Genomic DNA, 21,113 nt, shown 5'->3' with positions numbered 1-21,113 from the left:
GCAGCCATGCGCGCGCCTCGATCTGCGGCGCTGGAAGCATCCACCCATCAGAGAGGTAACGCACGTCATGAGAAGCCCGGCCCCTGGCACAGTCGCCGCTCCGCTCGCGGTACGCATGCGCCCACACACTCTTGACGAGGTGGTCGGGCAGAAGCACTTGCTCCGTCCTGGATCGCCGCTCCGAGTGCTCGCTACCAAGGGAGCAGCCGGCGCGGTGTCGGTGATTATGTGGGGGCCGCCAGGTACGGGCAAAACCACGCTGGCGCAGACGATCACGCACTCCAGCGGACGAAAGTTCGTTGAGCTCTCGGCCGTGACCGCGGGCGTCAAGGAGGTCCGTACGATCATGGAGCGGGCGCGGGGCGACCGCGAACTTCACGGCGTCTCAACCGTTCTTTTCCTCGACGAGATCCACCGCTTCACCAAGGCGCAGCAGGACACACTGCTGCCCGGGGTCGAGAACGGCTGGATAACCTTCGTCGCAGCCACAACCGAGAACCCCGCGTTCTCGGTTGTCAGTCCGCTGCTGTCTCGGTCCCTCTTGCTGGTGCTGGAACCGCTCACCGACGACGATCTACGCACACTGCTGGCCCGGGCGGCCGTCGATCCACGCGGGCTCGACAGCACTGTCGAGCTCGCCGACGATGGGCTCGAAGCCCTCGTGCAACTTGCCTCCGGCGACGCGCGACGAGCACTGATAGGGCTGGAAGCCGCTGCCGCCTCAGCCCTCGCGGGAATCAACACTCAGAACCGCGATGTCGACGACAAGCCCCTGGTGACGGCTGAGATCGTGTCGGCTTCCGTTGATCGTGCGCTGCTTCGCTACGACCGGGACGGCGACGAACACCACAATGTCGTCAGCGCATTTATCAAGTCGATGCGCGGCTCCGACCCCGACGCGGCGATCCACTACCTCGCCCGCATGATCGAAGCTGGAGAAGACCCTCGCTTCATCGCTCGCAGGCTCGTCATCCACGCCGCGGAGGACGTTGGCATGGCTGACCCGCAGGCCCTACCGATCGCCGTAGCCGCAGCGGAAGCAGCGCAACTCGTCGGATTCCCCGAGGCCAGAATCCCGTTGGCAGAGGCCACTATCTACATCGCCACCGCTCCCAAGTCCAACGCGGTCATCGCCGCGATCGACGCGGCAATCACGGACGTTCGGCGCGGCAACGTCGGTGTCGTCCCTCAGCACCTGCGCCACTCGCACAACCGTGGAGCCAGGCTGTTCGGACTCGGCCGCGGCTACAAGTCGCCACACAACGATCCCCGAGGCGTCCTGCAACAACAGCACCTCCCGGACGAACTAGCAGGGCGTAACTACTACCAGCCCACTGATCGCGGGAACGAGCGAGCCGTGCGAGAACGCCTCGAAAAGATTCAGCGAATCACCAGAGGAACGTGAATGTCACCGCCGTCCCTATCGACTGCCTTTGGGTCCGACTCTGATTGACGAATTGGCCCAAACCAGCAAAAAATCGGGGCGGTTCACTCGACACCTACGGGCATCTGTGGCCGCACACAGACAAGTCCACCCGGACCGCGATCGGTGCTGATCGCGGAACGGATGGACTCGCTGACAACTACTGCGGACGGAAGGTGTCGGATAGACCTTCGTGCGCAGGTCAGAGCATTACAACGACTTACACGTCGAAGTACAGCTCGAACTCGTACGGGTGCGGGCGCAGGTTCACCGGCGCGATTTCGTTTTCGCGCTTGAGGTTGATCCAGGTCTCGATGAGGTCCGGGGTGAAGACATTGCCTTCGGTCAGGTAGTCGTGGTCCTGCTCGAGGCGGTCGATGACCGAGGCCAGGCTGGTGGGGGCCTGCGGGATGCCCTTGGCCTCCTCCGGCGGGAGCTCGTAGAGGTCCTTGTCGACCGGAGCCTTCGGCTCGATCTTCTTCTTGATGCCGTCCAGGCCGGCCATCATCATGGCGGCGAAGGCCAGGTACGGGTTACCCGAGGAGTCGGGCGCGCGGAACTCGATGCGCTTGGCCTTCGGGTTGTTGCCGGTGACCGGGATGCGGACCGCGGCGGAGCGGTTGCGCTGCGAGTACACCAGGTTGATCGGGGCCTCGTAGCCCGGGACCAGGCGGTGGTAGGAGTTCACGGTCGGGTTGGTGAACGCCAGCAGCGACGGCGCATGGTGCAGGATGCCGCCGATGTAGTGGCGCGCCAGGTCCGACAGGCCCGCGTAACCGGCCTCGTCGTGGAACAGCGGCTTGCCGTCCTTCCACAGCGACTGGTGCACGTGCATGCCCGAGCCGTTGTCGCCGAACAGCGGCTTCGGCATGAAGGTAACGGTCTTGCCCTCGGCCCACGCGGTGTTCTTGACGATGTACTTGAACAGCTGCAGATCGTCGGCCGCGTGCAGCAGGGTGTTGAACTTGTAGTTGATCTCGGCCTGACCGGCGGTACCGACCTCGTGGTGGCCGCGCTCGAGTTCGAAGCCCGCGTTCTGCAGGTTGGTCGAGATCTTGTCGCGCAGGTCGACGTAGTGGTCGTACGGCGCGACCGGGAAGTAGCCGCCCTTGTTGCGGACCTTGTAGCCGCGGTTGGGGGTGCCGTCCGGGTTGAACTGCTTGCCGGTGTTCCAGGAGCCCGAGATCGACTCGATCTCGTAGAAGGCGCCGTTCATGGCCGAGTCGTAGCGGATCGAGTCGAAGATGTAGAACTCCGCCTCGGCGCCGAAGTACGCGGTGTCGGCGACGCCGGTCGAGCGCAGGTACTCCTCCGCCTTGCGCGCGACGTTACGCGGGTCGCGGCTGTAGGCCTCCAGGGTGAACGGGTCGTGCACGAAGAAGTTGAGGTTCAGCGTCTTGGCCGCGCGGAACGGGTCCAGCCGAGCCGTGCTGAAGTCGGGGAGCAGCAGCATGTCCGACTCGTCGATGGACTGGAAGCCACGGACGGATGAGCCGTCGAACGCTAGCCCTTCCTCAGCGAGGTCAGCGGTGAAAGCCTTCGCGGGGATCGAGAAGTGCTGCTGCACACCAGGAAGATCGCTGAAGCGGATGTCGACGTATTCGACATCCTCTTCCTTCATGTGCTTGATGACCTCGTCGGCCGTGCTGAACGTCACTTGTTCTCCTTACGGATCGGTTCCCAGCCAGTGTCGATTGCATGGGCTCGTCGCGTCCAGACGGTATGGACGCGGTGTTTCCCAGCTATCAAGGCTGTGTTTCACCCGTGTTACACGTGCGGCTGGGCGGGTGGCGAAGGCCACCTGGGCTCGAACAGCATGGTAATCGTGCCGTCCGCAGCAGCGCCCGTCGAGGTCAGCTCGGTTAATGCGATGTCCTACGACCGGTCGTAGCGGCCTATCCTGGGGGTCATGGCGCGCATCAGCGGATCCTGGCTCTCCGGACCTCCGGCGGACCCGGGCGATCCGGCAACCCCCGAGTTCCCCGGTCAGCACCTGGGTCTGCCGCGCTCGGGTGCAGGGTCGCTGGTCGGCATGTTACGGCGCATCGTCGCACTCGTGGTGGACTGGTTCATCTCGCTCGGTGTGACCGCGATCATTGTGCGGCCGAACCCGGACAAGATCATCGGCGGGATGCATATTCCGGCCGGGGAGCCGCGCCCCTCGAATTTCGAGGCGATTGTGAGTGCACTCACGACTCCCAACCTGCTCGTCTGGTTCGTGATCGGGGTCGTCGCGGTGTCGTTGTTCGGGTACACGCCCGGCCAGTACTTCCTGCGGCTGCGCGTGGTGCGTGTCGACGCGCCCGTCGCGGTCGGTTTCGTCCGCGCTCTGGCCCGTCAAGTCCTGCTGGTATTCGTGGTACCCGCCTTGTTCACCGATGCCGACGGCCGCGGCATGCACGACCGCGCCACCGGCACTGCGGTCGTCCGCGCGCGCTGATTCGCGAGCCGCTCCGGAACACGAACGCCGCGCCCGGGGTGGTATGACCTGGGCGCGGCGTTCGTGTTCGGAGGCTCGGATCAGCCGAGCGTACGAGCGAGGAAGTCGCGGATCGGCGCCGCGATCTCCGCGCCGTGGGTTTCCAGCGCGAAATGCCCTGCGTCGAGCAGGTGCAGTTCGGCATCAGGAAGATCGCGCAGGTAGGCGCGCGCCCCTTCGGCGCCGAAGATCTCGTCGTGCTCACCCCAGGTGATCAGCACCGGCGGACGGTGCTCGGCGAAGTATTTCTGGACGGCGGGATAGCCGTCCAGATTGTTCTTGTAGTCGTAGAACAGTTCGAGCTGGATCTCCTTGTTGCCCGGCCGGTCCAGGTAGTGCTGATCCAGGGTCCAGGTGTCGGGGCTCACGAGTGCGAGGCGGTCGGCAGGCACACCGTGCGTGTACTGCCATTTCGTGGCCTCGGCGGTGAGCAGTTCGCGTACCGCCGGTTCGTGGGTGACGCGATCGCTGGCGTGCGCGAAGAGCACATCCCAGAACGGGGTAAAGCCCTCCAGGTAGGCGTTGCCGCTCTGCGTGATGATCGCGGTGACGCGTTCGGGCTGGCGCGAGGCGATGCGCAGGCCGATGGGTGCGCCGTAGTCCTGAATGTAGAGCGCGAACCGGTCGAGTCCGAGGGTGTCGAGCAGTTCGAGGGTGATCTCGGTGAGTTTGTCGAAGGTGTACTCGAATTCGTCGAGCGCGGGCATGGCCGACTGGCCGAATCCGATGTGGTCGGGTGCGATCAGGTGGCAGTCCTCGGCCAACGAGGGCAGCAGGTTGCGGAACATGGCGGAGCTGCTCGGGAAGCCGTGCAGTAGCACGAGGGCCGGCTTGGCCGGATCGCCCGCCTCTCGATAGAAGACGCGTTGGCCCTGGATCTCGACAGTGTTGTGGCGTACGGCGGTCATGGTGTCTCTCCCTATTCGTCTTGTTCGGCGAGCAGTTATAACTGCTCATCGATCTTTTAAAGGTTAGAAGCGGCGATCCTGTTCCCACTTACGGAAATTTCTTTCCGACAAATTCGGCGCCCATGCCGTAAATCCCACGGTAACCTGCGGCGATACCTGGAAGTCAGCCAGAAATAACGAAAGGCCCGTATCCCACGATGTGGGATACGGGCCTTTCGGCAGCCCGGTGTCAGCGCCTGCGGAGGCTGCGCTGCACCCCGCGCATCTTGGCGCCCGCGGGCATCGGCCCCTTGGGCAGTGCGGGACCACTGCGCGAACTCAGCGCGGTCAACCGGCCTTCGATGAGATCCATGCGCTTGGTATCGATATTGCGGGGCAGCTTGGTGAGGTGCTTCTGCAGCTCCTTCAGCGGAATCTGCCCCTCGTCGTTACCGATGACGATGTCGTAGATCGGGGTGTCGCCGATGAGTCGCGCGGTACGCTTCTTCTCCTGTGCCAGTAGCGATTTCAGCCGCTGCGGGGAACCCTCGCCGATCAGGATGACGCCGGGCAGGCCGATCACCCGATGCACCGCGTCCAGCTGGGTGGTCGCGGCGATGCCACTGCTGACCCGCCACTTGCCCTGCAGGTTGTCCAGCACCCAGGCCGCCGCACCCGCCTGGCCCTCGGCCTTGGCATAGACATTCCGCTGCACGCGGCGACCGAAGATGATGAACGCGACGAGCACGCCGAGCAGCAGACCGAGCGGCAGCAGGAACCACTGCAGCCCGAAGATCAGGCCGACCACCAGGAATACGACCGTGATGCCGACGACGGCGCCGATCATCAAGGGCAGCAGCAGCTTGTCTTCCTTGCGCTGCATCTGGAACGCCTGCCAGAGCTGCTGGCGGCGTTCTTTCGACTGCTGCTTGCGGGCCGCCTTCGCCGCGGCCTTCGCTTCCTTCGACGGCGTGCCGCCCTTGCCTACTGCCATGCTCACAGAATAGTGGCACGTCGGGTGGCCGGCTCGCTCGTATTCCCCCCGGGGACTTGCACTGACCAGATCATTCGCCGCGCCGCCTGCGACACCAGTCGAATCTTATTGGCCTAGTACAACCTTCGCCCTGTCGAGAGCAAACACGAATAGCCCGCCACCTCGCGAGCAACGGGCGCCCGCCGCATGCGGGCGTGCAATCTCGCAGCTGAGCCGCAGCCAGGTCTCTCGGCTGCGTCATCGGCCGCACTGCCGGAGCCGAGCATGCGATACGCGAGCCGATGCGTGCGGTGCTCCTCGAATCGGCTATCGGGTGGCAACCCCGGCCCGACCCGAATGGCGACGAAAAGGTATGACCGGCCGAGTCGGCGACCGGACCGTCGAGGACACGAGAAGTGGCTGAGCACCCTGGTCGAGGCCGATGCCGAAGTGACCCGGCAGCCCGACGAAGGTCGGCGGTGGAAGCGGATCGCAACGGTCGAGCACACCGACGGGAATGTGTTCGGCCTCATACAGCCGTCATCGAGGCGACTTGCGAGGATCGACCCATGTCTTCCGAAACCTATGACGTGCGCCCGATCGGCCGGGTGCGTTCGCCGCTGACCGATCCGGCGGATGCGCCGAAGCAAGGCGACGAAGGCGCACCGCCCGCCGAGATCGTGCTCGACCCCGACGTCGCCGCGGGCACGGCGGGTTTGCGGCCCGGCGATCAGGTATTGGTGTTCACCAGGTTGCACCAGGCGGATCGGGAGGTGCTCGCGGTGCATCCGCGGGGCGATCGTAGCCGCCAGGTCACGGGGGTGTTCGCGACCCGCGCCCCGCATCGGCCGAATCCGATCGGGCTGCATCGGGTCACGATCGCCGATATTGCTGGGGCCACGCTTACTGTGCACGGTTTGGAAGCGATCGACGGCACTCCGGTGCTGGATCTGAAGCCGGTCCTCGGTTCGACCGCGGAACGCTGAGCAACACCCCCGGTTCCGGGGGCTGGACAATCGCCCAGCAGCGGTCGATAGTTCTCGGGTGACTGTGGGTTCGGCGCTGTTGCGTGGGTTGGCCGGGGTTCTGCTGGTGCTCGGGGTGCTGGCGCCGGTGACGGCAGCAGAGCCGGTCGGTGTGCCGTTCCAGTGGTCGCAGAGCTTCATCACCGCGCCGGACGGCACCCGGCTGCACGCCGATATCCTGCGGCCACCGGGCATCTCCGCGGATACTCGCACTCCGGTGGTACTGACCGTGAGCCCGTATCGCTCACATACCGCTTATCTGAGCATGCCGCGGATCGAGGACGGGCCGTCCACGGACGACCTGCACGTCGCGATGTTCCTGAACGCGGGTTATACCTACGTCATCGTGGATCTGCGCGGCTACGGCGGCTCGTCCGGATGTCCGGATTTCGGCGGACCTGGCGAACGCTCGGATGCGGCCACCGCCGTGGAGTGGGCAGCGGGGCAGCCGTGGTCGACCGGCCGGGTCGGCATGATCGGCACCTCCTACGAGGCATGGACCGGGATGATGGCGCTGGCCGCCAAACCCGCGGGCCTGGCCGCCGTCGCGGCATTCGGACCGGATGTCGACCCGTACTCGTATATGTACATGCAGGGTGTTGCCTGGAAGTTTTCCGGCAAACCGGTTACCGACCAGGGCATTCGCCCAGCCGAAATGACGGGTTTCGAACATCTGCTCATCGCCTCCACACCCGGCCGCCTCGACGACTCCCCCGAATACCAGTCCAACGCCGTTCAGATATCGACCGAGTGCTACGAGCAACTCGCGGCGAACACCACCAATCATGACCGGACCACCCCCTTCTGGCGCGAACGCGATCTCACCGAACAGCTGCGCGGCAATACCATTCCGCTATTCGTCGGCCAGGGCTTTCTCGATAACAACACCAGGGCGTACCGCATTTTCGACGTCTGGAATGCGCTCGGCCCCGGCGATCACCGGGCCTGGTTCGGCCAATGGGGTCACAGCGATTGCGACAGCAACTGCGGCGCACCGGATTTCGATACCCAACTACTCGCCTACTTCGATAAGCATGTCGCCGGGCGCGATATCGAGGTGCCAGGCCCGCGCATCACGGTCGGTCAGTTCGATGGCGGCTGGCGCTCCGAAACCGCCTGGCCGCCAACGGATTCGCGCCGCATTCCGATCGACCTGCGCACCGGCACCTATACCGATCGCGGCCTGCTTCCCGGACCCGATCGCGAGATCTGGTCCATTTCCGAACCGCTGAGCACCACTGCGCACATCTCCGGAATTCCGACGGCAACGATGCGCCTGTCCGGTCCGCCGACCGCGACGGTCGCGGTCGAACTGTTCGATATCGCTCCCGACGGCCGCGGAACCATCATTACCCGCGGCATCGCTCCGGTCGCCGACACCGCCGATATCAGAATGCTGGCGCAGGACTGGCCGATCAACGCCGGACACCGCCTCGGCGTCCGGATCACCGATGTCGTCGACGATGTCTGGTCCCATGCCGCCGCAAATGCCCAGGTCAATGTCCTCGCCGCCCGCCTCGACCTACCCCTGCTCGGCACCGCGCGTACCCCCGACCTCACCGGCGGCACCAGCGAGGCCTGGTCGAAGTGGCGTGACCAGAAGGTCCGCGCACTCGGGCCCGACGTGTTGAACAATGCAGTGATGCCGATGAATTTGCCGAATGAGACCGGTCCGCGATGATGACAGGTAACGCCGCGCCGACCCACACCACGCCGGTGGTCGTCGACACGCACGTCGCCGAACGCCTCGCACAGGCCCTGCGCTGCGCGACGATTTCCCACGAGCCACCGGATACCGCCGAGCCCGCAGCCAGCGATACCGAACCCAGCGATGCCGAATTCGTCCGGCTCGGCGCGCACCTGGAACAGTCGTTCCCCCTGGTCCACGCCGAACTGGAATTGGAACGGTTCGGGCACAGCAGGCTCTATCGCTGGCCGGGCGTCGAACCGGATCGGGTGTCGGCGATTCTGCTCGCCCATCAGGATGTCGTGCCGGTCGATGATCTGCAGCGGTGGACGCATCCTCCGTTCGCGGGCGTGGTGGATGACGAATTCATCTGGGGCCGCGGGGCAATCGATGACAAGAGTCGGTTGATCGCGATTCTGGAGGCGGTCGAATCCGCACTCGCCGCGGGAATTCGCCCCCGGCACACCATCTATCTGGCATTCGGACACGACGAGGAGGTGTTCGGGGATCACGGCGCGGTGCACATGGCGCGGCGGTTGCGCGAATCCGGTGTGCACGCGGATCTCCTGCTCGACGAGGGCGGTGTCATTCTCGACGGCATCGCCGAGGATATCGACCGGCCGGTGGCCTCGATCATGGTGGGCGAGAAAGGCTATGCGACCGTTCGCCTTTCGGTGTCAGCGGTGGGCGGACATTCCTCCATGCCCGGCGCACAGACCGCGGTCGGACAGATCGCCCGCGCGGTGGGCCGGATTCAGGACCATCCGATGCCGCTGCGGCTGACACCGGTGGTGTCCGACATGGTCACCAGGTTGCGGCAAGTCATGCCCGACTATCGCCGCCGCCTGCTCCGATTCGCCGGACTGGCCACGCCGGTGATCACCCGGATACTCGCGGCCCGTCCGCAAACCGAGGCGCTGGTGCGCACCACGACCGCGCCGACGGTCATCCGCGGCGGCATCAAACCCAACGTGCTGCCACAGCAGGCCGAGGCCCTGGTGAATTTCCGCATCCTGCCCGGCGATTCGGTCGCATCGGTGCTCGAACACTGCCGCACAGTGGTGCGCGATGCACAGGTGCGGATCGAACTCGTCGGCATGACCTCCGAGCCCTCCCCCGGCAAACCACCCGGCCCGGCGTTCGACATGATCGCGGGCCTGGCCAAGTCCGTCGTCCCGGGCATCGCGGTGACCACCGGCATCGTCCCCGGCGCCACCGATTCCCGACACTACGACGATCTCGCCGCGACCCGCTGCAATTTCGCCCCCATCCTGCTGAGTCAGGCCGATGTGGAAACGATCCATGGAACCGACGAGCGCATCTCCCTGGTGAACTACGCTCGGCTCATCGAGTTCAATCGGCGGCTGATCGATCAGCTCGCGGCGCCGCCACATACCCGAGGAGCCGATGCATGACAACCGATCCGAAGGCCGGCGAGTCCCCCGAGCCGACCCCGGGCACCACGGGTGAATTCGATGGCATCGGCAGCCGAATCGCTTGGCGCGCATGGCTTCCCGGCACCACCGCGCGCGCGGTGATCGTGCTCGTGCACGGCGTCGCCGAACATTCCGGTCGCTATGCCCATGTTGGAAAGCGCCTGGCGGACAACGGTTTCGCCGTCTATGCACTCGACCATCTCGGCCACGGCAAGTCGGCGGGCAATAATGCGAATATCGGTTCGATGGCGGGTGCGGCCGACAATGTCGCGGAGATGCTGAAGATCGCGAGCCGCGAACATCCGGATGTGCCGCGGTTCCTGCTCGCGCATTCGATGGGCAGCCTGATCACGGTGTATCTTGCGGTCCGGGCGCCCATCGACGTCGACGGCATCGTCTTGTCGGCACCGCCGCTGGATATCGCCGTCGGCAATCCGCTGCAGCGCCTGGCGGGCCCGCTACTGTCCCGGTTCGCGCCGAATCTCGGTGTGCTGAAACTGGATTCGTCGATGATCAGCCGCGATCCCGACGTGATCCGCGCCTACGACAATGATCCGCTGGTCTTCCGCGGCAAGCTCCCGGCCCGCACCGGTATGGAGATACTCAGCGCCACCGAATTCGTCAAGAGCCGTCTGGACAAGCTGACCGTGCCGCTGCTGGTGCTGCATGGCACCGCCGATGCCATCGCCGCACCGTCGAGCACCGATCTGATCGAGCGCGCCGCGGGCTCGAAGGACCTCACGGTGATCCGCTACGAGGGCCTCTACCACGAGGTCTTCAATGAACCCGAACAGGACAAGGTGCTCTCCGATGTCGTGGAATGGCTGCAGGCCCACGTAGCGGACGACTGAGCCGCGCTAGCGGTATTTCGTCAGGCAGGTCTGCTCGCCGTCGAGGACTCGGTCCGTGCGGTCCAGTGGCGGGGACAGTCACGCTCAGCGGCAACTCGGCCCCGTGGCTGAGGGATGGTACCGAAAGGTCGAGGCCTCGACCTTTCGGTGTCACGCGAATCAGGCCGATTTGACCGTGATTTGACCGTTCGAGGTGCGCATGTCGAGGTGATATCGGCCCGCCGGGGTGCTAGGAACGTCAACGTTCTTGCGGCCGTTGGTGGTTTCGGCTGATACCTGGTAGCTGCCATTCGGCACGACCAGATCGATGGACCCGTTGGTGGTTTCGGCCCGCACGTCCTGCGCCGCCGCCAGGGTGAGATCGATGCTGCCATTGCTGGTCTTCGCCTCGACCTTGCTGCCGTTGATCGCCTGTCCCTGGATCCGGCCATTGGTCGTCTCGACCTTGACCGGGCCGGCGACGGTGTCCAGCCGCACCTGGCCGTCGTGGGTGGACACATCGACGCTGCCCACATTCGACAGTGTGATCACGCCGGTGGTGGTGGTGCCGCTCACCGGCAGGTTCGCGGGTACCGTCAGCGTGTAGGTCACCGCGCAGTCCTGGCCGCAGCCGCCGAGCACCAACTGCCCGTTGTCTACCCGATAGGTGACATCGGACGGTTTTGCGCCGTGGTAGCTGAAATTCCGCTTCAGCGCGACCGGGCCCGCGTCCGCACGGCCCTCGACGGTGACGCCCCCGGCGTCCATATCCAACCGAATCGAGGCGATCTGCTGCGGCAAGGTGGCGCTGTCCTCGCTGTGGGTCGGCTCGACGGTGCCGCAAGAGCTGACAGCGATCGTTCCCAATCCGGCAATGGCGGCGAGCATCAACGCACGCAACGGCTGGCCCATGACTTTCCCTTCGACTACTTCCAACTCCGGCCTGTCGCAAGCGTCGCGACTCCAGGAACGCTAGTACAGCCATTCGACAGTTTCCCCGATTGTAGTCCCAGGAATGGGTAGTTGATATCTCAGGAGTCCGACTGGTTTCCAATGCCCGCGCGAAGCACCGCTGCTGCGGCCACTACGGCTCTCCCGCGGTCGTCCGATATGACCGTGCGAAGGGAAACCGCCCGCTCCGGCGACGTTGGCGCGATCTGTATCTGTACGTCGGGGGTGCTGCACGGTGTGCACAGGTGATGGGATCAGGGCTAGCTCGGCGATGTTCGGGAGTCCTTGCCCGGGAGCCGACGTCCTCGGCGAACCCGACCCGATGGGTGCGCGCCTCGTCTGGTCTGCCCGTCGAGCGATCAGCAGAAACCCCTGCGCACGTATACGTCTGAGCGCATTCGCTCCGTCAGGCGTTCAAGCGCACCTGTGCCAGTAACGCGCGATGGTCCGATCCGGGAATGCTCAGCGAGCGGACCTCCGCCGCCGTGCCGTCGGCGACCAGAATGTGGTCGATGCCGATCACCGGACCCCACCGGCGGTCCGCGGGATAGGTGAGCAGCGGCCCCGCACCCGCCTGATCCGCCGCGGCGACGAACCGTCCGCGCAGCAGCGCACGGAATGCCGAATGATCGCGGGTGGCATTGAAATCCGCGCCGACGATCGCGGGACCCTGTTGCGCGTCCAGTATTTCGCGAATCCGGTCGAGTTCCGAACTCCACGCCAGGAAGTCGACCGAGGGCGGCACCGGATGGAATGCGAACACCGCGACCGGTCCGCGCTGTGGATGGTCCATGGTGGCGGACAGATTGTTCATCCAGAAGTCGTCGTATTTCTTGGTGTCCCGCAACGGATATCGGCTGTAGATCCCGGTGCCGTTAGCGTTCCCACGGGCCTGGAGGAACTGATGTGGCAGCAACTCTTCGATCCCGGCTGCCGCGAGTCGCTGCTCGACCTGCGGCGTCAACTCGTCAACGGTGAGCACCTCGACATCGTGCTCCCGCACGGCCCGAACCACCGCCGCCGCATCCGCCTCCCCGATCAACAGATTCGACTGCATCACCGAAACTTCCGGCCCACTCGCCGCCTGCCGTTCCGGCACGAACATCGGTACCTGCGTCCACAACACCGCAGCGACGATCACCCCGGCCGCCGCCGCACTCTTCCAGCCCCGTGCGATCAGGAACAACACCAGCCCCAGCACCGCCCCGAGCATCAAATACGACGCTCCAGTCGCCAACAGCACCAAAACCTGCCGCCGCCACGTCCCGAAATGCAGCACGATCCCGAGCACGCCCGCTCCGAGGGCACACCACCCCAACCCGAATAGCACCCGGTCCACCCATTTACGCATGCGCCGACCCTATCCGGCGGCCATGGAGACCAGGTGCGGCGATTGTGCAGATCCTGTGCGGATAGCGCGGCCCTCCTACACTGGACGGAAGACAGTGGAGGTGGTCGCTATGTATGTGGAGGAGTTCACGTCGCCGGGTGCGCTCACCGCCGACGCCGCCGAAGATCTCGCCCACACCGCGGGCCGGTTCACCTCGCGGATCACCGTGACCTGCAATGGGCACACCGTGCTGACACCAGTTCTGCCGTGGTGTTGGGATGAATTGCGAGTGCGCGCGGGGAGCACGGTATCGGTCACCGCCGAGCGGGGGTACCGACCGCCCGACGATGAGGACCGCACTGCGCTGCGGGAATTCGTGCGCCGGTTCCAGGTGCTGACGGGGGTCGGTCCGGCGCGGCTCCCGCTCAGTGGCGGTGTATCCGCTCGACGAGTACGGCGGCGTCCGTGGTGAGCGAACCACCAGCGAAAGCCAGTGTGGCCAAGGATCGTTCGGCCACGGCCGGATGGCCGGCGCCGCACGCGTCGGTCACCACAATGGGCAGATAGCCCAGGTCCAGGCTGTGCCGGACGGTGGGTTCGATGCCGACCTCCATGGCGATGCCGGCGATGGCGAAGGTGTCGATACCCACGTCGCGCAGGGCGATATCGAGTGGTGTCGCCGCGAATACGACCTGACCGAGGAAGGCTGGAGCCTGGTCCCGGTCCTCACCGCCCTCTACGAATGGGGACAGAAACGCGCCGACCGCGCCGGTATCACGCTGCCCTGAACGACCTCAGCCCCCGAAGACACGCTCCACCACCGCTTTCGCCCGCCGCGTGACGCGCATGTAGTTGTCCAGGAACTCGCTGCCGTCATCATTCGGCCACCCCGCGACCCGCGCGACGGCCGATAGTAGACGGCCAGGGCCAGGTAGTTGATCGGCCGGTTTGCCACGCACGAGCACCAGCGCGTTGCGCGCCTTTGTCGCGGCGATCCAGGCTTCGCGCAAAAGCGAAACATCTTCGACCGCAAGCAATTTGGTCTGCTCGATGACATCAAGGGATTGCAGCGTCGAGGTGTTGTGCAGTGCGCGCACATCGTGGGCGTGGCGCAGCTGCAGCAGCTGCACGGTCCATTCGATATCGGCGAGGCCACCGCGCCCGAGTTTGGTGTGAGTCGCCGGATTCGCACCGCGCGGCAGGCGTTCGGCATCCACCCTGGCCTTGATCCGGCGGATTTCGCGCACCGCCTCGGCCGATACCCCGCCCTCGGGATAACGCACCTTATCGATGATGTGCAGGAACCGGACGCCGAGGTCCTGGTCCCCGGCCACCTGATGCGCGCGCAACAAAGCCTGCACCTCCCACGGCTGCGCCCACTGCTCGTAGTAGGCGGCATAGGCGGCCAGCGTGCGTACCAGCGCGCCGTTGCGGCCCTCCGGACGCAACCCCGCGTCGACCTGCAGCGGCGGATCGGTACTCGGTGCACCGAGCAACCGCTGCACCTTTTCGGCGATGCCGACCGCCCACTTCACAGCCTTGGTCTCGTCCACGCCGGGACGCGGATCGCAGACGAAGAGCACATCGGCATCGGAGCCGTAGCCGAGTTCCAAACCGCCCAATCGACCCATGCCGATCACGGCGAAATCGGCCGGTGCCGGTGCCCCCAGCTCGGCCTCACTCGCCCGGATCACCGCGCGCAGTGCGGCTTCCAGCACCGCGACCCATACCGTGGACAGCGCCCGGCACACCTGCGGCACGTCCAGCATGCCGAGCAGATCGGCTGAGGCCACCCGCGCCAATTCGTGCCTGCGCAGCGAACGGGCTGCGGCTACAGCACGTTTCGGATCGTCATAACGCGCCGCGGCGGTGAGGATCCCGCGCGCGACGTCTTCCGGCTGCGGGCTGAGCAATTGCGGCCCGCCCGGACCGTCGGCATACATCCGAATCGTGTCCGGCGCATTGATCAGCAGATCCGGCAGATATTCCGAGGAGCCGAGCACGATCATCAACCGCTGTGCGATCGCGCCCTCGTCGCGCAATTCGCGCAGGAACCAGATCTGATCGGCCAGCCCCTCCGAGACCCGCCGGTAGGCGAGCAGTCCGGCATCGGGATTCGGTGTGTCCCCGAGCCATTCGAGCAGCGTCGGCAACAACAGCGCCTGAATTCGGCCCTTGCGCGATACCCCGCCGGTGAGCGCTTTCAGATGGCCGAGCGCGTTTTCCGGCGCCGCATAGCCCAGCGCCGCCAACTGCCGGATCGCCGCGTCCGGGCTCAGCCGCAGCGCGTCGGGATCCATCTTGACCACCGATTCGAGCAGTGGCCGATAGAAGAGTTTGGCGTGTAATCGCCGCACCCGCACGGCATTCCGGCGAATCTCGGTGCGCAGCACGCCGACCGCGTCCTGCCGTCCGTCCGGGCGGATATGGGCCGCACGGGCCAACCAGCGCATGCCCTCCTCGTCATCGGCGGCGGGCAGGGTGTGGGTGCGCTTGAGCCGCTGCAATTGCAGCCGGTGTTCGAGCAGGCGCAGGAATTCGTAGGAGGCGGTGAGGTTCGCGGCATCGTCGCGACCGACGTACCCGCCCGCGGCCAATGCCGTCAACGCTTCCACGGTGCCCTGCACATGCAGCGTCTCATCCACCCGACCGTGCACCAATTGCAGGAGCTGCACGGCGAATTCGACATCGCGCAGGCTGCCGTGGCCGAGTTTGAGTTCGCGCTCGCGCAGATCGGCGGGTACCAGATCCTCCACCCGACGCCGCATCGCCTGTACATCGGCGACGAAGTCGGGGCGCTCGGAGGCGGTCCACACCATCGGCATCAGCGCGGCGCGATATTGGTCCCCCAGCGCCAGATCGCCGGTCATCGGCCGCGCCTTGAGCAGTGCCTGGAACTCCCAGGTTCTGGCCCAGCGCTTGTAGTACGCCATATGCGAATCCAAGGTGCGCACCAGCGCGCCTGCCTTGCCCTCGGGCCGCAGCGCCGCATCGACCTCGAAGAAGGCCGCGCTGCCCACGCTCATCATCTCGGCGGCCAACCGGGTGGCGGTGGCATCGGCCGGCTCGGCCACGAAGACGACATCGACATCGCTGACGTAGTTGAGTTCGCACGCACCGCTCTTCCCCATGGCGAGCACGGCGAGCCGTACCGGCACCGGCACGTCCTTGCAGACCCGGGCCACCGCCACCGCCAGCGCGGCGGTCAACGCGGCGTCGGCGAGATCCGTCAAATGGCGGCCGACCACCTGATACGGCAGTACCGGCTCGTTCTCCACGGTGGCCGCCAGATCCAGCGCGGCCAAGAGCATCAGCTGATCGCGATATCGCTTGCGCAGCAGCGCAATTGCGTCAGGACCGGATAGCTCTGCCCGGTACAGCACGGCATCCGCGTGTGGACTCTCGGCCGGTACGGCCCGCACCGCCGCCAACAGGTCCGCGATCAGCTCCTCGCGCGCGGGTAGCTTGTCCCGCAGCAGAATTCGCCACGCGGCCGGGTCGGCGACCAGATGATCAGCGAACGCGCTCGACGATCCGATGAGCGCGAAAAGCCTACCGCGCAAGGCGGTATCGCCCCGCAGCGTCGAATCGAGCTCGGACCAGCCCTCGCCCAGCACGGCTTGCAACCGCGTCAGCGTCAGCAGTGCGAGGTCGGCATCGGGCGCGCGAGACAGCGCCCACAGCACCGGAATGCTGTCGATATTGTCCCAGGCCAACTCTCGTAACGAGGCGGCGGCGGTCGGCTCGAGCAAGCCGAGCCGACCGACACCGGGGACAGCTGAACGAGCAGACGGCGGCCGAACCATAAGTCCAACTTAGTTGGCCGATCTTCCGTTTCCACCCGGGCAGGGTGGAAAGAGTCGTAAATGTAGCCGACGCGCCGGTTTAACCGACTAGAGGCCGAGGTACTCCTTCAGCTCGAACGGAGTCACCTGACTGCGGTAGTCCGCCCATTCCCGGCGCTTATTGCGCAGGAAGAAGTCGAAGACGTGCTCACCGAGCGTCTCGGCGACCAGCTCCGAGCGCTCCATCGACTGCAGCGCCTCGTCGAGCGTGCCGGGCAACTCGCGGAAGCCCATGGCGCGCCGCTCGGCAGCGGTCAGCGACCACACGTCGTCCTCGGCCTCCGGCGGCAGCGTGTAGCCCTTCTCGATGCCACGCAGACCGGCCGCGAGCAGCACGGCGAAGGCCAGGTAGGGGTTGCAGGCCGAATCTGGGCTGCGGATCTCGACGCGACGCGAGGATGCCTTGTTCGGGGTGTACATCGGCACCCGCACCAGAGCGGAGCGGTTGGACCGGCCCCACGAGGCCGCGGTCGGCGCCTCGCCGCCGTGGATGAGGCGCTTGTAGGAGTTCACCCACTGGTTGGTGATCGCGCTGATCTCCGAGGCGTGCTCCAGGATGCCCGCGATGAACGCCCGCGCGGTCTCCGAGAGGTTGATCGGATCGTCCGGGTCGTGGAAGGCGTTGGCCTCACCCTCGAACAGGCTCATATGGGTGTGCATGGCCGAGCCCGGGTATTGGGCGAACGGCTTGGGCATGAAGGTCGCACGCACGCCCTCGTCGATGGCCACTTCCTTGATCAGGTAGCGGAAGGTCATCACGTTGTCGGCCATGGACAGCGCGTCGGCGTAGCGCAGATCGATCTCCTGCTGCCCCGGAGCGCCCTCGTGGTGGCTGAATTCCACCGAGATGCCCATCGACTCGAGCGCGTCGATGGCGTGGCGACGGAAGTTGGGTGCCGAATTGTGCACGGCCTGATCGAAGAAGCCGCCGGAATCGGCCGGGGTCGGCATGGAGCCGTCCTGCGGGCCGTTCTCCAGCAGGAAGAATTCGATCTCCGGATGCACGTAGCAACTGAACCCGACGTCACCGGCCTTGTTGAGCTGACGCCGCAGCACGTGGCGCGGGTCGGCCCAGGACGGCGAACCCTCGGGCATGGTGATATCGCAGAACATGCGTGCGGAGTGCTGGTGGCCCTTACTCGTCGACCACGGCAGCACCTGGAAGGTCGAGGGATCCGGCCGCGCCACCATATCGGCCTCGGACACCCGGGCGAAGCCCTCGATGGCCGAGCCGTCGAAGCCGATGCCCTCTTCGAAGGCACCCTCTAGCTCCGCCGGAGCGATGGCAACGGACTTCAGATAGCCCAGCACATCGGTGAACCAGAGACGCACGAAGCGGATATCCCGTTCTTCGAGCGTCCGCAGCACGAATTCCTTCTGGCGATCCATGTCGCCGAGCGTAAGCATCCGGCGTTAAATCCGTGTTACATCCGCGCTCAGGGATTGCAATCTCGTCATTCCGAATGATTCGCACGGGACACAAGGTCGTCTTGTAGTCAGAGGATTCAGCAGGTCAGAGCGGCCTCCGGGACCTTCAGATCGACGAGGTAGGAGATCACCGCGTCGTCCAGGCACTGATCACCGGCGACCAGTGCCGCGGTGTGTCGGGTACCCCGGTAGGTGATCAGTGCGGCGCCCAGCTGGTTGGCCAGATCGACACCGGCCTGATACGGCGTCGCGGGATCCTCGGTAGTCGAGACCACCACCGTCTTCGGCAGACCCGGTGCCGAAACCTTGTGCGGTGTGCTGGTGTTCGGCACCGGCCAGACCGCGCACACCTCCAGCGGTGCGGCACCGGTGCCGCGGCCGTCGTCCAGGAACGGTGCCGCCTTGCGATATTCGGCGTCCTGTCGGCCCGCCACCGCACGATCGTTGATCGGCGGATCGTCGACGCAGCGGATGGCGTTGAACGCCTCCTGCGTGTTGTCGTAGTTGCCATCGTCGCGGCGACCGTCGTACAGATCGGAGAGCTTCAGCAGCATGTCGCCACGCCCGTCCCGCAATTCGGACAGGCCGAGGGTGAGCACCTTCCAGAAGTCGTCGGAGTAGAGCGCCTGCTGCACGCCGGTGATGGCGTCGCCGTAGCTGAGTCCGCGCGGATCGGTGGTCGCGGCCGGTTTGGTCTCCAGCGGATTCACCAGCGCGCGGAACTTCGCGACCGCCTGGACCGGATCGGTGCCGAGCGGGCAGTCCGCCTGCTTGGCGCATTGGGCGGCGTAGGCGTCGAAAGCCTGCTGGAAGCCCGCCGCCTGCCGCAGCGATTCCTGTACCGGATCCTGCGAGGAGTCCACCGCACCGTCGAGTACCAGTGCGCGCACATTGTTCGGGAACTTCTCGGCGTAGGCCGAGCCGAGCTTGGTGCCGTAGGAATAGCCGAGGTAGCTGAGCTTCGGATCGCCGAGGACGGCCCGGATCACGTCCATATCCTGTACCACCTCGCGGGTGCCGACATGGGCCAGGAATTCGGTGCCGGTGCGCTCGACGCAGTGGCCGACGAACTGACGGTTATCGTCCTCGGTTTCGGCGATGCCCTCCGGGGTGTTGCCGGTCGGCGGTTTGGCGCGTTCGGCGTCGTTCTGCTGCGAGGTCAGACAGGCGATGGTCGGGGTCGACGAGCCGACACCGCGCGGATCGAAGCCGACCCGGTCGAACCGCTCGGCCAGCGGCGTCTTGCCCGCGATCCCCACCATCGACAGACCCGATACTCCTGGCCCGCCCGGGTTGAGCAGCAGTGAGCCGATCCGCTTGCCGCTGGCCGGAATTCGGGACAGCGCGATCTGCGCGGTCGCGCCGTCGGGCTTGGCGTAGTCGACAGGCACGGTGATGCGGGTGCATTCGGTATTCGGCGGGGTGCGCTCGTCCGGGGAACCGAAACCGGCGCAGGGACCCCAGTTCGCGGTCTGGCTGTAGAACTTCTCGAGGCCCGCGGGCGGTGTGGGTAGCGGGTTGCCCGACTCCTCCTTGGATGCGCTGCATCCGGCCGCCACCACCGCCAACGCCACCGCGATCAGCACCCGACGTGACCCACTGCGCACCACTGACATATGGAAGATCCTGGCATGGCCACCCGCCGCCCCGAAACCCATACCGGTTGGGAGTACGTCAAGCCTTGGTCGCCGGACCGACAATTGGCGAAATCAGTCGTTGCGCTGGGGATTGTGATGTGACCAATTGCACCGCTCACGACCTTAAGCGAGCCGGGCAGAGGGTGCACACTGAATTCGTCATACAAACCCGGGGACCCGGACGGGCCTCGAGGCGACAACCACGAAAGGGACGATGATGTCCGTATCCGAATCGGAAACCCCTGCCTACGGCGCTGCCCGGGCGGCGACCAAGCCGACCAAGCGCAAGACGCGGGTACCTCATCTGCAGCAGATGAAGGCCGATGGTGAGAAATGGTCGATGTTGACCGCCTATGACTATTCCACCGCGCGCATCTTCGAAGAAGCCGGTATTCCGGTCCTACTGGTGGGTGACTCCGCCGCCAACGTCGTCTACGGCTACGACACCACCGTGCCGATCACCATCGACGAGCTCATCCCGCTGGTGCGCGGTGTGGTCCGTGGTGCACCGCATGCGCTGGTGGTGGCCGATCTGCCCTTCGGCACCTACGAATCCTCGCCGCAGCAGGCGCTGGCCACCGCGACCCGGTTCATGAAGGAGGGCGGTGCGCACGCGGTCAAGCTGGAGGGCGGCGAGCGGGTCGCCGAGCAGATCGCGCTGATCACCTCCGCCGGTATTCCGGTCATGGCGCATATCGGCTTCACCCCGCAGAGCGTCAATACCCTCGGCGGTTTCCGGGTGCAGGGACGCGGCGACGGCGCCGAGCAGCTCATCGCCGATGCCATCGCGGTTCAGGAGGCCGGTGCGTTCTCCGTGGTGATGGAGATGGTGCCCGCCGAACTGGCCGGCCAGGTGACCCGCAAACTGACCATCCCGACCATCGGTATCGGCGCCGGCGCCGAATGCGATGCGCAGGTGCTGGTCTGGCAGGACATGGCGGGCTACACCAGTGGCAAGACCGCCAAGTTCGTCAAGCGGTTCGGCCGGATCGGCGATGAATTGCGTTCCGCCGCCGCCGCTTACGCAGACGAGGTGCGTCGAGGGACCTTCCCCGGTCCCGAGCACAGCTTCTGAGCTGCAGCTTGATCGGCCGAGCGGTGCACGCACCAGCGGCACTTGCGGATGGCCGCCGGCGAAGCCGGCGGGGTGGGTAAGCACTGCTCGGCCAACCTGCGCAACCG

Annotated in this window: 17 protein-coding genes and 1 pseudogene; 9 read left to right on the top strand and 9 right to left on the bottom strand. The window is 65.8% G+C overall.

Annotated features, from left to right (window positions below):
* Positions 1-97: 97 nt before the first annotated feature.
* A pseudogene (locus tag AB0J29_RS23740) lies at positions 98-1,405 on the top strand (replication-associated recombination protein A); the annotation flags it as partial.
* A 238-nt stretch (positions 1,406-1,643) separates the two neighbouring features.
* Here the strand turns inward: AB0J29_RS23740 and glnA are convergent.
* Positions 1,644-3,080, bottom strand: coding sequence for a type I glutamate--ammonia ligase (gene glnA, locus AB0J29_RS23735; RefSeq protein ID WP_364790065.1), 1,437 nt, complete (start codon positions 3,078-3,080; stop codon positions 1,644-1,646).
* Between the two features lie 252 nt (positions 3,081-3,332).
* Between glnA and AB0J29_RS23730 the strand changes: the two genes are divergently transcribed.
* The gene (locus AB0J29_RS23730; RefSeq protein ID WP_364790061.1) at positions 3,333-3,863 is read left to right on the top strand and encodes an RDD family protein; all 531 of its coding nucleotides are present in this window, start codon (positions 3,333-3,335) and stop codon (positions 3,861-3,863) included.
* 80 nt (positions 3,864-3,943) lie between these two features.
* Here the strand turns inward: AB0J29_RS23730 and AB0J29_RS23725 are convergent, their stop codons facing one another.
* Complete coding sequence (locus AB0J29_RS23725; RefSeq protein ID WP_364790058.1) at positions 3,944-4,810, bottom strand: alpha/beta hydrolase; 867 nt, start codon at positions 4,808-4,810, stop codon at positions 3,944-3,946.
* Positions 4,811-5,039: 229 nt separating this feature from the next.
* The gene (locus AB0J29_RS23720) at positions 5,040-5,783 is read right to left on the bottom strand and encodes a DUF4191 domain-containing protein (protein ID WP_364790055.1); all 744 of its coding nucleotides are present in this window, start codon (positions 5,781-5,783) and stop codon (positions 5,040-5,042) included.
* Positions 5,784-6,331: 548 nt separating this feature from the next.
* Between AB0J29_RS23720 and tsaA the strand changes: the two genes are divergently transcribed.
* Genes tsaA through AB0J29_RS23700 form a run of 4 tightly spaced genes read left to right on the top strand, consistent with a single transcriptional unit; the run spans position 6,332 to position 10,761 of the window.
* A complete protein-coding gene (tsaA, locus tag AB0J29_RS23715) occupies positions 6,332-6,748 on the top strand; it encodes a tRNA (N6-threonylcarbamoyladenosine(37)-N6)-methyltransferase TrmO (RefSeq protein ID WP_364790052.1) in 417 nt (138 codons plus the stop codon).
* A 58-nt stretch (positions 6,749-6,806) separates the two neighbouring features.
* On the top strand, positions 6,807-8,468 hold the full coding sequence (locus tag AB0J29_RS23710) for a CocE/NonD family hydrolase (RefSeq protein WP_364790049.1): 1,662 nt from the start codon (positions 6,807-6,809) through the stop codon (positions 8,466-8,468).
* Positions 8,465-9,889, top strand: coding sequence for a M20/M25/M40 family metallo-hydrolase (locus AB0J29_RS23705; protein WP_364790046.1), 1,425 nt, complete (start codon positions 8,465-8,467; stop codon positions 9,887-9,889). Before AB0J29_RS23710 ends, AB0J29_RS23705 begins: the two co-directional genes overlap by 4 nt.
* On the top strand, positions 9,886-10,761 hold the full coding sequence (locus AB0J29_RS23700) for a lysophospholipase (protein WP_364790043.1): 876 nt from the start codon (positions 9,886-9,888) through the stop codon (positions 10,759-10,761). The genes AB0J29_RS23705 and AB0J29_RS23700 overlap by 4 nt, the downstream gene beginning before the upstream one ends.
* A 159-nt stretch (positions 10,762-10,920) precedes the next feature.
* Here AB0J29_RS23700 and AB0J29_RS23695 read toward each other — a convergent pair whose 3' ends face one another.
* Together AB0J29_RS23695 and AB0J29_RS23690 are read right to left on the bottom strand one after the other, a co-directional pair.
* Positions 10,921-11,652: a DUF4097 family beta strand repeat-containing protein gene (locus AB0J29_RS23695; RefSeq protein ID WP_364790040.1), complete on the bottom strand. Its 732-nt coding sequence runs from the start codon at positions 11,650-11,652 to the stop codon at positions 10,921-10,923.
* A 445-nt stretch (positions 11,653-12,097) separates the two neighbouring features.
* On the bottom strand, positions 12,098-13,042 hold the full coding sequence (locus tag AB0J29_RS23690; protein ID WP_364790037.1) for an endonuclease/exonuclease/phosphatase family protein: 945 nt from the start codon (positions 13,040-13,042) through the stop codon (positions 12,098-12,100).
* A 109-nt stretch (positions 13,043-13,151) separates the two neighbouring features.
* Here AB0J29_RS23690 and AB0J29_RS23685 point away from each other — a divergent pair, with 109 nt between their 5' ends.
* Positions 13,152-13,493: a hypothetical protein gene (locus tag AB0J29_RS23685; protein WP_364790034.1), complete on the top strand. Its 342-nt coding sequence runs from the start codon at positions 13,152-13,154 to the stop codon at positions 13,491-13,493.
* On the opposite strand, the gene AB0J29_RS23680 is transcribed toward AB0J29_RS23685, so the two are convergent.
* Entirely contained in the window at positions 13,447-13,671 is a 225-nt protein-coding gene (locus tag AB0J29_RS23680) for an isochorismatase family protein (protein WP_364790031.1), read from the bottom strand. The genes AB0J29_RS23685 and AB0J29_RS23680 overlap by 47 nt on opposite strands.
* Here AB0J29_RS23680 and AB0J29_RS23675 point away from each other — a divergent pair.
* Positions 13,603-13,809, top strand: coding sequence for a winged helix-turn-helix transcriptional regulator (locus tag AB0J29_RS23675; protein WP_364790028.1), 207 nt, complete (start codon positions 13,603-13,605; stop codon positions 13,807-13,809). The two genes, AB0J29_RS23680 and AB0J29_RS23675, sit on opposite strands and share 69 nt — an antisense overlap.
* Before the next feature lie 6 nt (positions 13,810-13,815).
* On the opposite strand, the gene AB0J29_RS23670 is transcribed toward AB0J29_RS23675, so the two are convergent.
* The 3 genes from AB0J29_RS23670 to AB0J29_RS23660 all read right to left on the bottom strand — a co-directional run bounded on the left by AB0J29_RS23670 (position 13,816) and on the right by AB0J29_RS23660 (position 19,910).
* Entirely contained in the window at positions 13,816-16,827 is a 3,012-nt protein-coding gene (locus AB0J29_RS23670; protein WP_364790025.1) for a bifunctional [glutamine synthetase] adenylyltransferase/[glutamine synthetase]-adenylyl-L-tyrosine phosphorylase, read from the bottom strand.
* 87 nt (positions 16,828-16,914) lie between these two features.
* Positions 16,915-18,255: a glutamine synthetase family protein gene (locus tag AB0J29_RS23665; protein ID WP_364790022.1), complete on the bottom strand. Its 1,341-nt coding sequence runs from the start codon at positions 18,253-18,255 to the stop codon at positions 16,915-16,917.
* Positions 18,256-18,371: 116 nt separating this feature from the next.
* A complete protein-coding gene (locus tag AB0J29_RS23660; RefSeq protein WP_364790019.1) occupies positions 18,372-19,910 on the bottom strand; it encodes an alpha/beta hydrolase in 1,539 nt (512 codons plus the stop codon).
* Positions 19,911-20,148: 238 nt separating this feature from the next.
* Between AB0J29_RS23660 and panB the strand changes: the two genes are divergently transcribed.
* On the top strand, positions 20,149-21,006 hold the full coding sequence (gene panB / locus AB0J29_RS23655; RefSeq protein ID WP_364790138.1) for a 3-methyl-2-oxobutanoate hydroxymethyltransferase: 858 nt from the start codon (positions 20,149-20,151) through the stop codon (positions 21,004-21,006).
* Positions 21,007-21,113: the final 107 nt, after the last annotated feature.

The sequence above is a fragment of the Nocardia sp. NPDC049707 genome (assembly GCF_040674855.1).
Lineage (GTDB): Bacteria > Actinomycetota > Actinomycetes > Mycobacteriales > Mycobacteriaceae > Nocardia.
Note: the sequence above shows the minus strand (reverse complement) of the source record. Positions and strands in the feature narration are given on the sequence as shown.

Coding starts and splice junctions, on each gene's coding strand:
- AB0J29_RS23670 (WP_364790025.1), bottom strand. CDS start 16,827: ATGGTTCGGCCGCCGTCTGCTCGTTCAGCTGTCCCCGGTGTCGGTCGG.
- tsaA (WP_364790052.1), top strand. CDS start 6,332: ATGTCTTCCGAAACCTATGACGTGCGCCCGATCGGCCGGGTGCGTTCG.
- AB0J29_RS23730 (WP_364790061.1), top strand. CDS start 3,333: ATGGCGCGCATCAGCGGATCCTGGCTCTCCGGACCTCCGGCGGACCCG.
- AB0J29_RS23700 (WP_364790043.1), top strand. CDS start 9,886: ATGACAACCGATCCGAAGGCCGGCGAGTCCCCCGAGCCGACCCCGGGC.
- panB (WP_364790138.1), top strand. CDS start 20,149: ATGTCCGTATCCGAATCGGAAACCCCTGCCTACGGCGCTGCCCGGGCG.
- AB0J29_RS23695 (WP_364790040.1), bottom strand. CDS start 11,652: ATGGGCCAGCCGTTGCGTGCGTTGATGCTCGCCGCCATTGCCGGATTG.
- AB0J29_RS23685 (WP_364790034.1), top strand. CDS start 13,152: ATGTATGTGGAGGAGTTCACGTCGCCGGGTGCGCTCACCGCCGACGCC.
- AB0J29_RS23705 (WP_364790046.1), top strand. CDS start 8,465: ATGATGACAGGTAACGCCGCGCCGACCCACACCACGCCGGTGGTCGTC.
- AB0J29_RS23720 (WP_364790055.1), bottom strand. CDS start 5,783: ATGGCAGTAGGCAAGGGCGGCACGCCGTCGAAGGAAGCGAAGGCCGCG.
- AB0J29_RS23690 (WP_364790037.1), bottom strand. CDS start 13,042: ATGCGTAAATGGGTGGACCGGGTGCTATTCGGGTTGGGGTGGTGTGCC.
- AB0J29_RS23665 (WP_364790022.1), bottom strand. CDS start 18,255: ATGGATCGCCAGAAGGAATTCGTGCTGCGGACGCTCGAAGAACGGGAT.
- AB0J29_RS23725 (WP_364790058.1), bottom strand. CDS start 4,810: ATGACCGCCGTACGCCACAACACTGTCGAGATCCAGGGCCAACGCGTC.
- AB0J29_RS23660 (WP_364790019.1), bottom strand. CDS start 19,910: ATGTCAGTGGTGCGCAGTGGGTCACGTCGGGTGCTGATCGCGGTGGCG.